The 13745-nt window shown below is 66.6% G+C and carries 16 protein-coding genes; 6 read left to right on the plus strand and 10 right to left on the minus strand.

The annotated features are described in order from the left end of the window. The first annotated feature begins 19 nt into the window (after window positions 1-19). Both MTR62_RS05905 and MTR62_RS05910 read left to right on the plus strand, forming a co-directional pair. On the plus strand, window positions 20-982 hold the full coding sequence (locus tag MTR62_RS05905) for a diacylglycerol/lipid kinase family protein (RefSeq protein ID WP_244017943.1): 963 nt from the start codon (window positions 20-22) through the stop codon (window positions 980-982). 6 nt (window positions 983-988) lie between these two features. Next, window positions 989-1870: a metallophosphoesterase family protein gene (locus MTR62_RS05910; RefSeq protein ID WP_244017945.1), complete on the plus strand. Its 882-nt coding sequence runs from the start codon at window positions 989-991 to the stop codon at window positions 1868-1870. A gap of 207 nt (window positions 1871-2077) precedes the next feature. On the opposite strand, the gene MTR62_RS05915 is transcribed toward MTR62_RS05910, so the two are convergent. The 8 genes from MTR62_RS05915 to MTR62_RS05950 all read right to left on the minus strand — a co-directional run bounded on the left by MTR62_RS05915 (window position 2078) and on the right by MTR62_RS05950 (window position 7323). Then, window positions 2078-2800 (minus strand): GIN domain-containing protein, encoded by a 723-nt coding sequence (locus tag MTR62_RS05915; RefSeq protein WP_244017947.1) that lies wholly within the window; start codon window positions 2798-2800, stop codon window positions 2078-2080. A gap of 28 nt (window positions 2801-2828) precedes the next feature. Next, window positions 2829-3395, minus strand: coding sequence for a DUF1700 domain-containing protein (locus MTR62_RS05920; protein ID WP_244017949.1), 567 nt, complete (start codon window positions 3393-3395; stop codon window positions 2829-2831). Then, window positions 3382-3777, minus strand: a complete 396-nt coding sequence (locus MTR62_RS05925; protein ID WP_244017951.1) for a PadR family transcriptional regulator — start codon at window positions 3775-3777, stop codon at window positions 3382-3384. Before MTR62_RS05925 ends, MTR62_RS05920 begins: the two co-directional genes overlap by 14 nt. A gap of 144 nt (window positions 3778-3921) precedes the next feature. Continuing rightward, entirely contained in the window at window positions 3922-4557 is a 636-nt protein-coding gene (locus MTR62_RS05930; protein ID WP_244017953.1) for a DUF2238 domain-containing protein, read from the minus strand. Between the two features lie 178 nt (window positions 4558-4735). Continuing rightward, window positions 4736-5263: a 30S ribosomal protein S9 gene (rpsI, locus tag MTR62_RS05935; protein WP_244017955.1), complete on the minus strand. Its 528-nt coding sequence runs from the start codon at window positions 5261-5263 to the stop codon at window positions 4736-4738. Then, window positions 5263-5742 (minus strand): 50S ribosomal protein L13, encoded by a 480-nt coding sequence (rplM, locus tag MTR62_RS05940; RefSeq protein WP_244017957.1) that lies wholly within the window; start codon window positions 5740-5742, stop codon window positions 5263-5265. Before rplM ends, rpsI begins: the two co-directional genes overlap by 1 nt. Before the next feature lie 157 nt (window positions 5743-5899). After that, window positions 5900-6226, minus strand: coding sequence for a divalent-cation tolerance protein CutA (cutA, locus tag MTR62_RS05945; protein ID WP_244017959.1), 327 nt, complete (start codon window positions 6224-6226; stop codon window positions 5900-5902). 2 nt (window positions 6227-6228) lie between these two features. Continuing rightward, complete coding sequence (locus MTR62_RS05950; protein ID WP_244017961.1) at window positions 6229-7323, minus strand: COX15/CtaA family protein; 1095 nt, start codon at window positions 7321-7323, stop codon at window positions 6229-6231. A 127-nt stretch (window positions 7324-7450) separates the two neighbouring features. Between MTR62_RS05950 and MTR62_RS05955 the strand changes: the two genes are divergently transcribed. The 4 genes from MTR62_RS05955 (at window position 7451) to MTR62_RS05970 (ending at window position 9731) form a co-directional block, all read left to right on the plus strand. Then, window positions 7451-7849: a MerC domain-containing protein gene (locus MTR62_RS05955; protein WP_244017963.1), complete on the plus strand. Its 399-nt coding sequence runs from the start codon at window positions 7451-7453 to the stop codon at window positions 7847-7849. Between the two features lie 99 nt (window positions 7850-7948). Beyond that, the gene (gene thiS / locus MTR62_RS05960; RefSeq protein WP_244017965.1) at window positions 7949-8179 is read left to right on the plus strand and encodes a sulfur carrier protein ThiS; all 231 of its coding nucleotides are present in this window, start codon (window positions 7949-7951) and stop codon (window positions 8177-8179) included. A 75-nt stretch (window positions 8180-8254) separates the two neighbouring features. Further along, a complete protein-coding gene (locus MTR62_RS05965; protein WP_327194383.1) occupies window positions 8255-9061 on the plus strand; it encodes a bifunctional sulfur carrier protein/thiazole synthase protein in 807 nt (268 codons plus the stop codon). Between the two features lie 142 nt (window positions 9062-9203). Further along, window positions 9204-9731 carry a hypothetical protein gene (locus tag MTR62_RS05970; RefSeq protein WP_244017967.1) on the plus strand — a complete coding sequence of 176 codons (528 nt, stop codon included), beginning with the start codon at window positions 9204-9206 and terminating at the stop codon, window positions 9729-9731. 196 nt (window positions 9732-9927) lie between these two features. On the opposite strand, the gene MTR62_RS05975 is transcribed toward MTR62_RS05970, so the two are convergent. Then, window positions 9928-11733 carry an AMP-dependent synthetase/ligase gene (locus MTR62_RS05975; protein ID WP_244017969.1) on the minus strand — a complete coding sequence of 602 codons (1806 nt, stop codon included), beginning with the start codon at window positions 11731-11733 and terminating at the stop codon, window positions 9928-9930. 148 nt (window positions 11734-11881) lie between these two features. Continuing rightward, entirely contained in the window at window positions 11882-13744 is a 1863-nt protein-coding gene (gene ggt / locus MTR62_RS05980; RefSeq protein ID WP_407672616.1) for a gamma-glutamyltransferase, read from the minus strand. Window position 13745 lies beyond the last annotated feature (1 nt).

Below are 13745 nucleotides of genomic sequence, written 5' to 3' on the forward strand. Positions count from 1 at the left end.
CCGCACGGTTGCATCGGGCATGGCAAGCGAACCCGAAACGAGAGTGGCGGGGCCCGAGGGCCCTGCGAGCGCGCCGAGCGCCGCGCGCAACCGGCGTCTCTGGCTGGTGTGCAACTCGGCGAGCGGCAGCAACGACGAGGAATCGCAACGCGCGGTCAAGGCCGCGCTCGAGCGCGCGGGCTATACCCTCGCACGCACGCTCCATTTCCCCGACGATGCCGCGCCCAAGCCGGCCGATCTCGATGCCGACGGCGCCGGGCTGGTGGCGGTGTTCGGCGGCGATGGCACGGTGCACGCGGTCGTCACGGGCCTGTTCGGCTGGCGCGGCGCGGTGCTCGTGCTGCCTGGTGGCACGATGAACATGCTCTCCAAGAAACTGCACGGTGACGTTGCGCTCGAGATCATCGCCGACAGGTTGCGCACGACCGGCGGCCAGCGCGTGCGGACCCCCACCATTTCCTCGCGCCACGCGATGGGGTTGACCGGCGTCCTGGCCGGGCCCGGCACGGTGTGGAACGAAGTGCGCGAGGCGATGCGCGCGGTCGATATCGTCGAATTCCTGTCCACCACCCGCCAGGCGATCAGCTATTCGGCCAATGGCCCGAAAGTGACCTGCGCCGAGGTCGACTGTGGCCGCGAAGACGGCTATGCCGCGATCACACTCGTGCCGCAGGAGGGCGGACTCGAAGCCAAGGGGTATTATGCCGAATCGCTTGCCGACTTTGCCGGGCAGGGCATCGCCTTGCTCAACCGGAACTTCCGGGACGGGCCGCATGACGATCTGGGACGCCATGGCACGGTGCGGCTGGTCTGTCCGGCGGGCGAACCGATGGGGCTGCTCATCGATGGCGAACCGTTCGACGGCGCGGCCGAGGAAACCTTCGACCTCGGCATTTGCGGGGTCGATCTCATCGCCACCCACGCGATTGGCGAGACGGGCGGCGAGATTGGCGGCGGGACTGGTGGCGGGATCGGCGGATAGCCGCGCATGACCGATCGCACGCTTACCCTGTTTCACCTCAGCGACATTCACTTCGGGCTCGAGGATCGCAGCGCGCTCGCCTGGGTCGAACGCTGCATCGCGCACGAACGGCCCGATGCCGTGGCGATTACCGGTGACCTCACGATGCGCGCGCGCCACCGCGAATTCGACGCGGCGTGCCGCTGGATCCGCCAGCTCGACGTGCCGGTCACGGTCGAAGTGGGCAACCACGACATCCCTTACGCCAATCTCTACCAGCGCTTCTTCGATCCCTATCGCCGGTTCAACGCGATCGAGGATCTGGTCGAGGCCGAGCTGGATCTGCCGCGTCTTGCGATCATTCCGCTCAAGACCACCACGCGCGCGCAGTGGCAGCGCTTTCCCTGGTCAAACGGCTGGGTGACCGACAAGGCGCTGGCCGAAACGCTTGCCGCGATCGACGCGCAGCCGGCTGGTACACGCATTCTCGTCACCGCCCACCACCCGCTTACGGAACGCCGCGAACGAGATAACAAGCTGCTGACGATCAACGGGAAAAAGGCGATGGCCGGGCTGGCCGGGCGCAAGGTCGACGCGATTTTGACCGGCCATATCCACGACCCCTTCGACCTGATCGCGCAGACCCCCGAAGGGCCGCTGCGGATGATCGGCGCGGGCACGCTGTCCAAGCGCATCCGTTCCACCCCGCCCAGCTTCAACGAAATCCGCATCACCGGCGCGTCGATCGAAGTGACCGCGCGCAATCTCGAAGATGTCGCGACGCGCGACATGATGCTGTGCGGCGTGTCCGAAAACGCGCTTCCCGAAAACGCCCTGCCCCCGCGCCAGCCTGGCGAACCGGTGGCGCCGGTGGGCAATGTTCCCGCGGTCGATCCGCCGGTGAGCTGACCGGCATCAAGGGCAAACGAAAAGGCCGCACCGTCCGAAGGGAAGGTGCGGCCTTTTCGTCTGCGAAGAGAGGTTTCGTCTTGGGGCACCGGCCCTCGGGCTCTCCGAACCGCTGACCTTACCTTGAGCGCGCCGCGTCTGTTGCGCGAGGTAAGGCAGGCAGTTGGGGGTCAAGGGGGTTCAACCCCTTCAATCCTTGTGCCTTCCTCAATCCTTGTAATCGTGATCGACAGTGCCGATGCCGTTGATGTGGCTACGCAGGATCTCGGGCTTGCGCACCAGGGTGACGTGACCCACGCCGTTGATCTCGATGTCGGCCAGGCGGCTCGAACCCACGGTCACGTCGCCCGCGCCGTCGACCCGGACGGTGGCGTCCTCGCCCTCGACCTTGCCCAGGTCGATGTTGCCCGCGCCGTTGGCGGTCACGAAGAGCTTGCGCACTTTGCCGCGCGCGTCGAGGTTGACCGCACCGTCGGCGGTCAGCGAGAACTGGTCCTGATCGAGGCCGACGAGCTTTACGTCGCCCGGCGCTTCAAGGTCGAGGCCACGGATCTCGGGTGCGGTGATCGTCACCTTGAGGCCCTTGCGGCTGTGCAGCGAACCGTCGATCGACAGGCGGCCGTTGTCCCACAGCAGGCGGTCGACCACCCGCGAGGGGCCTTCGACGGTCATCCGGGGCGCGTCGCCGCGAGTAAAGCGCAGTTCGACGGGGATTTCCATGGCGATCTGCGAGCCCGACTCGATCGCGAATTCGCGGGTCTTGACCGGGCCCTTGTCGTTGTCGCCGTCCTCGCCGAAGGTGAAGCTCCAGCCATCGTTTTTGGCGAATTCGCGGGTGAATTTGTCACCGCCGACGAGCCAGGCTCCGCCAAAGGCCGCGAGCGAAAGCACCACGGCGCTGACGAAGACAATGAGCAGTTTTCTGAACATCGGTGTTCTCCTGAAAGACGGTGGACGCTTAGTCGTTGGAATGGATGGCGGGTTCGAGCACGCGGTAGTGCAGGCGACCGAACCACATGAGCGCGTTGACGATCCAGATGCTGACGAGGATCAGCACCGCAGCGAGCGCGACCGATCCGCTCAGCACGCCGAGACCGGCGAGCATGGCGACCGCCCAGCCACCGGGAAAGCCGGTGAAGGGGCCGATGATGAGCATCGCGCCGCCGCACACGAACAGCGCGAAGACGGCGAGGAACAGTGCGATGACCACGCCAACCACCGCCGCGATGATCGGCAGCAGGATCAGGATGTCGAGAGAGGCGAGCCCGACGAAGGCGATGATCGCGCCGAGCGCGGAGGACGGCGAGCGCGCGCTCTGCCAGTTGCGGTGCCCGGCCTCGAAGCGCAGTTCACGGGCGAGCCGCACGGGATCGCCAAGCGCCTCGGCGATGGCGTCTTCGCTGCGGCCTGCGGCAAGGCCGGCCTCGAAATGCTCGGCGTAGTCGGCGAGAATGTCGTCCACCTCGTCGCGTGGAAGGCCCTTGAGGCCCGCTTCGAGACGGCGCAGGAATTCAAGACGCGTCATGGCTGGGTTCCCCTTCCTGAACAGGTGTATCGGTCGTGCTGGAGGCGTGCGGCTGGGCCGGTTCGTCGCCATCGATGAGGCGATCGACGGCGGCGGTGAAGCCGCGCCATTCGGCGCTCTGCGCGGCCAGGCTCTGCCGGCCGGTTTCGGTGATGGCGTAGTACTTGCGCGGCGGGCCCGACGGCGATTCCTCGAGATAGGTCGAGACCAGGCCATCCTTCTGCATGCGGCGCATCAGCGGGTAGATCGTACCCTCGCCCATGTCGACCGCGTCGGCCATGCGGGCCGCGATCTCGTAGGCGTAACTGTTGCGCCGGGAAAGCAGGGCAAGCACGCACAGGCCGAGCACCCCTTTCTTTAGCTGGACTTCGATTTCGGACATCGAATCATCTCCTGTGGATGGAGACTGTATAATGCCAGCTAATGTTCATTGCAAGGTACTAGTTTAAAGTTGATACAGTGCCAATGATTGATACCTGTCCATGCGCGATGAAGAGGTGGGGGATGTGGAAACAACGAGTTGAATTCACTTCGAAACATCTGAAGAGGTTAGCCCCGCCAGCGCGCGATCGTGGGCGCGGGAGAGCGAGGCGAGCGCGGCGAGTGCGCCGATGAGGCAGGTCAGCATGTCCCATTGGGTGTCCCAGGGATCGCCTTGGGTGCCCAGGAACGCGTCGGCCCCCTGTCCGAGCGCCATGGCCGCACCGAACTCGACAAGCTCGTAAGCGGCGCTGACCGCAAGACAGCAGGCGGCCACGAGGACGGTGAGCAGCCATCCCCTCTGGAGGCCACCAAGCCGCACCAGCAGTTCGCGCAGGACAATGGCGGGAACGAAGCCCTGGCAGAAGTGGCCGAAGCGGTCATAGGGGTTGCGCGCGAGGTGCAGCGCATCCTGGAGGGCAAAGCCGATCGGCACGCGCGCATAGCTATAGGCTCCGCCCAGCATCAGCACGAGGCCGTGGAAGCCGATCAGGCCGAGCGCGGGGCGGGACAGCGTAAAACGCCCGGCGGTGCCCCACAGCGCCGCCAGGGCTATGAACACCGGTGCCACCTCCATGAGCCAGGTGCCGCGCTCGTAGGGCGCCCAGCCCGACGCGAGGAGGCCCAACCCCCAGATCACGCTGAGCAGGCCCAATGCGCGCCTGTCACCCTTTCCTGCCATGTCTTTCGTGCCCTTTGCGGTGTCGATGGTCGCGGACGGGATGATCGAGGCCTGCCGCGAGGATGGCAAGAGGGCGTTGGCGGCCGCCCATGAAGACGCGGACGGCGGGCATGAAAAAAGGGCCCGCGGTTTCCCGCGAGCCCCTTTTTCGTAACCGGTAATCCGGTCCAGTCGAAACTTAGCGCTTCGAGAACTGGAACGAACGACGGGCCTTGGCGCGGCCGTACTTCTTACGCTCGACCACGCGGCTGTCGCGGGTGAGGAAGCCGGCGGCCTTGACCGTGGCGCGCAGGGCCGGCTCGTACTTGGCGAGCGCCTGCGAGATGCCGTGCTTCACAGCGCCGGCCTGGCCCGACAGACCACCACCCTTGACGGTGGCGATGACGTCGTACTGGTCTTCACGCGCGGTGATCTGGAAGGTCTGGGCAATGACCAGACGCAGGGTCGGACGCGCGAAGTAGACTTCCTGGTCGCGGCCGTTGATGGTGATCTTGCCGGTGCCCGGCTTGATCCACACGCGGGCAACGGCATCCTTGCGGCGGCCGGTGGCGTAAGCGCGACCGTGGGCGTCGAGCTCCTGCTCACGCAGCGGCGCGTTCGAAACGACGGGGGTGAAGCCCTGCTCTTCGCTGGTCTCTTCGGTCGCGACTTCGGCGCCGAGATCCTTGAGGTCGGACAGGCTCTGGACGGTTTCGGTGTCGGACATTAGGCACCCACCTTGTTCTTGCGGTTCATGGAAGCGACGTCGAGCAGCTCGGGCTGCGTGCCGCCGTGCGGGTGCTCGGTGCCGGCGTAGACGTGCAGGGCGCGCATCTGGTCGCGGCCGAGGGGACCACGGGGAATCATGCGCTCAACCGCCTTTTCAAGCACGCGCTCGGGGAAACGACCGGCGAGAACCTTGTCTGCGGTGATTTCCTTGATGCCGCCGGCGTAGCCGGTGTGCTTGTAGTAGGTCTGCTGCTTGAGCTTGTTGCCGGTGAAGCGAACCTTCTCGGCGTTGATGATGACGACGTGGTCGCCGCAATCAACGTGCGGGGTGAAGCTCGGCTTGTGCTTGCCGCGCAGCAGGTCGGCCACGATGACAGCCAGACGGCCAACCACCAGACCTTCGGCATCGATCAGATGCCACTTCTTTTCCACCTCGGCCGGCTTGATCGACCGGGTGACCTTTGTGAGCGCCTTCATGGCTGGTCTATCCCTTACTATTTCGTGCGCGCGCCCCGGATGAATCGCCCATGCGAATCCCCCTGTGCGCGGGAAGTGGCGCCAAATCGTCGAAATGGCCCGGCAAGTCAAGCGTTCTGCGGGATAGCGAAGAGGTAATATGATACCGCAAGGCGGATCAGGAAGGTCCGGCGAGCCATTCCAGCGTGCCCTGCCCCGACGCATCACAGACCCAGCCGAACACGGCGGGGGTATCGTAAGGGTGGATCGTCTCGAGCCGGGCGATGAGTGCGTCGAGCCGGTCGGCGCGGGTTTTGAGCAGCAGACCCGCCTCGCGCGCGGTGTCGATCGTGCCCTGCCAGGCAAACACGCTGGTCAGGCCGGGGACCACGTTGCCGCAGCGCGCCAGCCCTTCCGCGACGAGGGTGCGCGCGGCGGCAAGGGCGCTCGCCTCGTCGGCAAAGGGGCTCCAGACCAGCGCGCCGCGCGGATCGGGCGCCGCCATGGTCAGGCGCGGCTCAGCAGGTTGACCGGATCGCGCTGGCCCAGCGCGTGGGCGCCCCAGACCGTGGCGGCGACAAGCAGCGCGCCGCAGACCTGGTGGGCGACCGCGATCCACAGGCTCACGCCCGACCACACGGTCGAGATGCCGAGCAGGATCTGGAAGCCGAAGGCGATGTGGATGGCCACCGAGGCCGGGCGCTGGCGCACCGCGCGCAGGCGTCGGCCCATGGTCACCAGCAGCGCGACGACCACCCAGGCCCACCAGCGGTGGATGAAGTGGACGAGGTAGGGATCGCTGAACAAGGTGTGCAGCACCCCGCCCGAGGTGTCGACCCCGGCGGGAAAGAACGAGCCCTGCATCAGCGGCCAGGCGTCGGCATGGAACCAGCCCGATCCGGCGACATAGCCCGCGCGCAACCCGGCGAGCAGCGCGCCCATGAACAGCTGGAAGGCCAGCGCGGCGAGCACCACCAGCGAAAAGCGCCCCAACGCCGCGCGCGGCTGGCCTTGCTGCAGCTGCCTGAGGTCCAGCGCGGTCCACACCAGGCCGCCCAGCGTGAACAGCGCGGTGAGCAGGTGCGCGGCAAGACGGAAGTGGCTCACGCGGTCGGCCGCATCGGGGGTGAGCCCCGAGGAGACCATCCACCAGCCGACCGCGCCCTGCAGTCCGCCCAGCGCCAGCAGCGCCAGAAAACGCGGCTTGTAGCCCAGCGGGATCGTGCGGCGCATCCAGAACCAGGCCAGCGGCAGCGCGAACACCATGCCGATGATCCGCGCCAGCAGGCGGTGGGTCCATTCCCAGAAGTAGATGAACTTGTAGTCGGCCAGGGTCATGCCCGCCGGACCGTTGACGTCGAGGTACTGTGGAATCTTGCGATAGTCCGCAAAAGCGGCCTGCCACTGCGCGTCGCCGAGCGGGGGGATGATCCCGGTTACCGGTTTCCAGTGGGTGATCGAAAGGCCGGATTCGGTGAGGCGCGTGATCCCGCCGACAGCGACGATCAGCACGACCATCGCGGCGACCGTCAGCAGCCAGCCGATCATGGCTCCGATATCGTCGGAGGTTCCGATTAGGGGGCGGCCATCAAGGTTTCTCATGGGGATACTCCCTGAGCCCTTGCGTCCGATTGCGCAAGGGGGCGCTTGGCGGGCGGCGTGGCTGTGAGCCGGTGCGGTGGTACGCAGCCTCTTGCATAATGTTACAACGTATCATATTGGCGCACGAATGCCTCCCTCCTTCAAATCGATTCGTGGCCGGCTCGATCGCGCGGGAATTTTCCTGAGCGGGCTGTGCGCGGTGCATTGCGTCCTGGGCGTGGTGCTGGTGGGCGTGCTGGGGCTGGGCGGCGGCGTGCTGCTTGATCCGGCGATCCACGAGGTGGGACTGGCGCTGGCCGTAGTGTTCGGCGCGGTGTCGCTGGGTTTTGGCGTGCGCCATCACGGGCGCGTCGCGCCGCTGGTGATCGGCGGGCTGGGGCTTTCGCTGATGGCCACCGCGCTGTTCGTGGGCCATGGCCTGCCCGAAGCGGTTCTGACGATCCTGGGCGTGGCGCTCGTCGCCTCGGCGCACATCGTCAACCTGCGTGGGCATCGCGCGCACGCCAGCGACCAGCACCGGCCCTGAACGGGTCCGGGGCGAGGCAGCGACCCTTTCGGCCGCGACACACAATCGCAAGGGGGCTGCGTCCTTGCACTCGGCGCGCTTGACGCTATCTGCGAGGGCATGGCCCAGAACGACACGCCGTCCGAACGCATTTCCCTGACCGTCAATGGCGAGCCCCGGCAGATTGCCGCGGGGGCCTCGATCGCCGATCTCGTCGCCGAGATCGGGCTCGACCCGGCCAAGGTCGCGGTCGAGCACAACGCCGAGATCGCGCCGCGCTCGCAGCTGGCGCAGATTGCGCTGGGCGCGGGCGACACGCTTGAGATCGTGCACTTCGTCGGCGGCGGCTGATCCTTTTTCGGCCCGCCGACCGGCCCGAGCTTCCCCGTTTCTTCGTTTTTCGCCCCTTTCGAAAGGATGCGACCCGTGACCGATACCGCCACCTCCTCCGTTGATACTGTGTCCGACGACACCTGGACCGTTGCCGGGCGCACTTTTACCTCGCGCCTGATCGTGGGCACGGGCAAGTACAAGGACTTCGCGCAGAACGCCGCCGCGCTCGAGGCGTCGGGCGCGGAAATCGTGACGGTGGCGGTGCGCCGGGTCAACGTGTCGGACCCCAAGGCGCCGATGCTGACCGACTACATCGACCCCAGGAAGGTGACGTACCTGCCCAACACCGCAGGGTGCTTCACTGCCGAGGATGCCGTGCGCACACTGCGCCTGGCGCGCGAGGCCGGCGGCTGGGATCTCGTCAAGCTCGAGGTGTTGGGCGAGGCGCGCACCCTCTATCCGGACATGCGCGAGACGCTCAAGGCGACCGAGACGCTGGTCCGGGAAGGCTTCAAGCCGATGGTCTACTGCGTCGACGATCCGATCGCGGCCAAGCAGCTCGAGGAAGCTGGCGCGGTGGCGATCATGCCACTTGGCGCGCCGATCGGTTCGGGGCTCGGGATCCAGAACAAGGTGACCATCCGCCTGATCGTCGAAGGGGCCAATGTACCCGTGCTGGTCGACGCGGGTGTGGGAACCGCATCGGATGCAGCGATTGCAATGGAACTGGGCTGCGATGGCATCTTGATGAACACCGCGATCGCCGAGGCCAAGGATCCGATTCGCATGGCCCGCGCAATGCGCCACGCGGTGCTCGCCGGACGCGACGCATATCTTGCCGGACGCATGGGGCTGCGCCGCTATGCGGACCCTTCGAGCCCGCTTTCCGGCCTGATCTGATGGTTAACAAATAAGTTTCCATATACTTTCGGCCAGTGCGGTATTCAAACGATTGCATACTTTACGGGCCGGTAACCAGCGCGTGGTTTAATGGGGGCATCAAGGGGGAAGGTACAGCGCCTAAAAGAACGGATAAGAAACCATGGCACATGCAGGAACGGCAAGTCTCACGATCAGCGAACTTCGGGAATTCGCAAGCTTCACCGCCGCCGAACAGCGCTATATCCGGCGCAGTCTCGATGTCGGCCTTGGTCGCCAGGACGCTTTCAAGCTCTGGGCACGCAGCGCCGAGGAAACCGCCTCGATCCGCGGTCAGTACGAAAGCTACGGCGAACTGCGCAGCCTGCGCGGCCAGCGACCCGACGAGTACGGGTTTGCCGATCTCGATACCTTCATGGGCAAGCTGGTGCGCATGGCCGCCTACGACCTTGCGCAGGAAAGCCTGAGCAGCTTCTCGGCCTTCCGCTTCCTTTACGAGCGCCTGCTGGGCGCCTGGGCGCGGCCCTGGCTGCCGGGCGCGTTTTGCGGCGCCGCCGCGCTGCCGCAGATCCGCCCCGACCGGCGCAAGACGCTGCTTCACTCGATCAGCGAAGCCGCCGCCACCGCGCCGGGCTGGTCGACCCGTGAACCGGGCTTCTATCCCGAATGGATCGAAGTCGAAGCGGCCTGAACGACGCAACAGGGCACAAAGCCCTTCGGGTCGCACCCGTCGTTCCAGGCCTTCGCGGTTTTCATGGCACCTGCTGGATTGATCCGGGCATTTTAACGCGCCCTATCCGATAGGGTATCAAATGTCAGAATCGAACCACTAGCCTCGTCCGCCAGGCGATGCGGCACAATCCGGTGACGTGTCGGCCAAGGGCTTTTCAACCCCGATAGAGCGCATCCAGCCGCAGGCCGTAACGCTCCTTGAGCTTGTGCCGGCGGATCTTGAGGCTGGGGGTCAGTTCCTCGTTGTCGATCGCGAAGGGTTCGTCGGCGAGCGTGAACTGGCGCACCTTCTCGATCACCGAAAGCTCGCGGTTGACCCGGTCGATCGCGTCGCGCAGCGCGGCGCGGAAGGCGGGCAGGTCGCGCACCGCCGCGAGCGCGGGCGACAGGCCGTTGGCCTCGGCCCATTCGCGCGCCCAGTCCTCGTCGGGCACGATCAGTCCGACGACGTAAGGGCGCCGGTCGCCCGAGACCATCGCCTGGGCGATCTCGTTTTGCAGTGTGAGCATCGATTCGATGCGCTGCGGCGAGACGTTGTCGCCCTTGTCGTTGACGATCATGTCCTTCTTGCGGTCGGTGATGCAGATGCGGCCCTTGGCGTCGATATGGCCGATGTCGCCGGTGTGCAGCCAGCCGTCCTGCAGCGCGGCGCGGCTGGCCGCTTCGTTCTGCCAGTAGCCGTGCATGACCAGTTCGCCGCGCACGAGGATTTCGCCGTCCTGCGCGATCTGAACTTCGGCGCCGCGCAAGGGCGGGCCGACGGTTTCCATCTTGATCCCCGCGCGCGGGCGGTTGACCGAGATGACCGGGCCGCTTTCGGTCTGGCCATAGCCTTGCAGCAGGGTCAGCCCCATGGCCTCGAAGAACAGGCCCACCTCGGGGTTGAGCGGGGCGCCGCCCGAGACCAGCGCCTTCATCCGCCCGCCGAACCTGGCGCGGATCTTGGGGCGCAGCGTGCGTTCGAGCAGGAAGTCGAGCGCGGGATCGGTCAGGCGCCGGCGCCCTTGCGCCGTGCGGGCCGCGAGCGCAACCGCCTGTTCCATCATCCACTTCGCCGCGCCACCCTGCTTTTCGATCTGTTTCATGATCTTGGTGCGCAGGACCTCGAACAGGCGCGGGACCACGACCATGATCGTGGGCCCCACTTCCTCGATGTTCGCGGCGAGTTTCTCGAGCCCTTCGGCGTAGTAGATCTGGCCGCCCAGACCGATCGGGAAAATCTCGCCCGCGGTGTGTTCGTAGGCGTGGCTGAGCGGGAGGAAGGAGAGAAACGTCTCGGGCTTGTCGAGCGCGAAGTCCTCGAGGATGACCTGCGTGGTGCCCGCGATGTTGGTGAGCAGCATGCCGTGGTGCTGGCGCACCCCGCGCGGCGCGCCGCCGGTGCCGCTGGTGTAGATGATGCAGGCCAGGTCCTCGCGCCCGATGGTGGCGAGGCGTGCCTCGACCTCGGCGCGCGCGGCCGCCGCATCGCCCTCGAGCAGGTCGTCCCACAAGGCGGTGTCGTAGTTGGTGCCCTGCATCGCGGGCAGCGCGTCCATGCCGATGACGTGGCCGCACAAGTCGGTCTGGACGATCGCGGGCAGCAGCGCCTTGCCCAGCTTCGCGCTCGACACGATCGCGGCGCAGGCGCCCGAATTTTCCAGGATGTGGATGTGATCGCGCGTGGTGTTGGTGGTGTAGGTGGGCACCGTCACGCAGCCCGCGGCCATGATCGCGAGATCGGACAGGCACCATTCGGGCCGGTTTTCCGAGACGATCACCACGCGGTCACCATCGCGCAGCCCCATGCGGCGCAGCGAGGTGGCCAGCAGGCAGACCCGGCGGGCGGCTTCGGCCCAGCTGATCGCGCGCCATTCGCCTTCGTGTCTGGCCCAGAGCATCGGCGCCTCGCCCAGAGCATCGGCGCGCTCGAGGAACAGCGAGACGACGTTCGCGCTCCTGTCGAAATCGACCAGGTCCATGACTAAGACAATCCTCTCTGATGCCGTTCGGGGTCTTTGAACCGAACGTTTAGGGCCCGCAAACGGTTGCCACAACCGCGAGCGGGCCCCTGTCAGACTTGGACCGATTTCACCAGAGGATTATTTCCCTCCCCGGCAGGGCGTGCGTTTACTCGTGCGCGCCGTTGAGGCTGTTGGCGCGCCGCGCGATGACCGTGACGTTGCCCTTGGTGTCCATGCCCACGCCTTCGCTGCGTGGGTCGGCGGCGCCGACCCACCGGCCGTTGACCTTCTCGACCGCGTTGGCCTTGAGCCCGAGCGGGGCGACCTCGACGGTTTCGCCCAGCGCCTGGAGCGCGGGGACCATGGCGGCAAGCGGGGTGCCTTCCTCGAGCGTGGCGGTCTTCGTGGCGGGGGCGTAGATCAGCCCGGTGGCGATGGCGTCCTGCGCGCTCATGTCCCAGTCGATCACGCCGATGATCGCCTTGGCGATCTGGCAGATGATCGTCGCGCCGCCCGCCGCGCCGATCGCCAGGCGCACCGAACCATCGGGGTTGTAGACGATGGTGGGCGCCATCGAGCTGCGCGGGCGCTTGCCCCCTTCGACGCGGTTGGCGACGAGGTAGCCGTCCTTGTTCGGCACCGGATCGAAATCGGGCAGCTCGTTGTTGATCATGAAGCCATCGGCCGAAATTCCCGAGCCGAAGTAGCCGTTGACCGTGGTGGTGACCTGCGAGACGTTGCCGTCCCCATCGACGACGGCGAGATCGGTGGTGCCCGGATCGTCGCGGAAGGGCACGCGCTGGCGTTCGGGTGCGCCTTGCGGGGTGCCCGGCTCGATCACCTTGATCGTGCTGTCGGGATGGATCAGCGCCGAACGGCTGGCAAGGTAGGCGGGATCGAGCAGCCCCTTGACCGGAACGCCCAGGAAATCGGGATCGCCGATGTACATGTTGCGATCGGCGTAGGCGAGCCGCTCGGACTCGGCGATCAGGTGCCAGGCGACCGGGCTGTCCTTGCCCAGTCCCTTCATGTCAAAGCGTTCGAGCTGCTTGAGGATCATCAGCACCGTCAGGCCGCCCGAGGAGGGCGGGCCCATCGAGCAGATCCTGTAGCCGCGATAGGTGTCGCACACCGGCGGACGTTCCTTGGCCTGGTAGTGGGCCAGGTCCGCTTCGGTGATCGGCGAGGAGATCGGCTTGGCGGTGTTGAGCGCGGTGACGATGTCGTGCGCGATGGTGCCGTGGTAGAACGGCACGGGCCCTTCCTTGGCGAGCCGTTCGAGCGTGTCGGCCAGTTCGGGCACCTTGAAGGTGGAGCCGGTCGCCAGCGGCTGGCCGCCGGGGAAGTAGGTCTGCCTGGCCCAGCCGGTGACGTGGCGGCTGTAGAGGTCGAGCCCGTTGTGCAGCCTTGCGGTGACCACGAAGCCATCCCGTGCGAGCTTGATCGCGGGCTGGAACAGCGTGGCCCAGGGCAGCTTGCCCCAGCGCTTGTGCGCCTGTGCCATCGCGGCGAGCGCGCCCGGAACCCCGGCGCTGAGCGCGCCGGCATAGATTTCCTGCATCGGGCGCGGCTTGCCGTCGGCGCCCATGAACCAGTTGAGGTCGGCCGCCGCCGGTGCGGTCTCGCGCCCGTCGATCGAGGCGGTGGAGTGGTCTTTGGCACCGTGGCGCATCCAGAACAGACCGCCGCCAATGCCCGAATTTTGCGGTTCGACGACGTTGAGCGCAAGCATCGTGGCGATCGCCGCGTCGGTCGAGCTGCCGCCCATCTTGAGGATTTCGACGCCCGCCGCAGCGGCGCGTGGATCGGCTGCGCTGACCACCCCGACCCCCGTCGCGTCGAGGTTGGCGGCCCTGTGATTCATCGCGGCGTGATTCATCGCGGCGGGTGGAGGAGCCTTGGCGGTTTCCACCGGCGGCGCGGAGGCCGTGGTGCACGCGCCCAGCGCCAGGCTGGCGGCGAGGGTGCAGGTCCATGCAGTGGTCGGGGCGAGCGTGGCGCGAAGGCCAATCAGGTATGAGCGCAGCATG

The sequence above is a fragment of the Novosphingobium organovorum genome (assembly GCF_022832435.1).
Classification (GTDB): domain Bacteria; phylum Pseudomonadota; class Alphaproteobacteria; order Sphingomonadales; family Sphingomonadaceae; genus Novosphingobium; species Novosphingobium organovorum.

Bases quoted from the DNA above. Each gene is read 5' to 3' on its own strand.
- MTR62_RS05955 (WP_244017963.1), top strand. From the start codon at position 7,451: ATGCCTCCCTCCTTCAAATCGATTCGTGGCCGGCTCGATCGCGCGGGA.
- rplM (WP_244017957.1), bottom strand. From the start codon at position 5,742: ATGAAGGCGCTCACAAAGGTCACCCGGTCGATCAAGCCGGCCGAGGTG.
- MTR62_RS05925 (WP_244017951.1), bottom strand. From the start codon at position 3,777: ATGTCCGAAATCGAAGTCCAGCTAAAGAAAGGGGTGCTCGGCCTGTGC.
- ggt (WP_407672616.1), bottom strand. From the start codon at position 13,744: ATGCTGCGCTCATACCTGATTGGCCTTCGCGCCACGCTCGCCCCGACC.
- thiS (WP_244017965.1), top strand. From the start codon at position 7,949: ATGGCCCAGAACGACACGCCGTCCGAACGCATTTCCCTGACCGTCAAT.
- MTR62_RS05970 (WP_244017967.1), top strand. From the start codon at position 9,204: ATGGCACATGCAGGAACGGCAAGTCTCACGATCAGCGAACTTCGGGAA.
- MTR62_RS05920 (WP_244017949.1), bottom strand. From the start codon at position 3,395: ATGACGCGTCTTGAATTCCTGCGCCGTCTCGAAGCGGGCCTCAAGGGC.
- cutA (WP_244017959.1), bottom strand. From the start codon at position 6,226: ATGGCGGCGCCCGATCCGCGCGGCGCGCTGGTCTGGAGCCCCTTTGCC.
- MTR62_RS05930 (WP_244017953.1), bottom strand. From the start codon at position 4,557: ATGGCAGGAAAGGGTGACAGGCGCGCATTGGGCCTGCTCAGCGTGATC.
- rpsI (WP_244017955.1), bottom strand. From the start codon at position 5,263: ATGTCCGACACCGAAACCGTCCAGAGCCTGTCCGACCTCAAGGATCTC.
- MTR62_RS05950 (WP_244017961.1), bottom strand. From the start codon at position 7,323: ATGAGAAACCTTGATGGCCGCCCCCTAATCGGAACCTCCGACGATATC.
- MTR62_RS05910 (WP_244017945.1), top strand. From the start codon at position 989: ATGACCGATCGCACGCTTACCCTGTTTCACCTCAGCGACATTCACTTC.
- MTR62_RS05915 (WP_244017947.1), bottom strand. From the start codon at position 2,800: ATGTTCAGAAAACTGCTCATTGTCTTCGTCAGCGCCGTGGTGCTTTCG.
- MTR62_RS05975 (WP_244017969.1), bottom strand. From the start codon at position 11,733: ATGGACCTGGTCGATTTCGACAGGAGCGCGAACGTCGTCTCGCTGTTC.
- MTR62_RS05905 (WP_244017943.1), top strand. From the start codon at position 20: ATGGCAAGCGAACCCGAAACGAGAGTGGCGGGGCCCGAGGGCCCTGCG.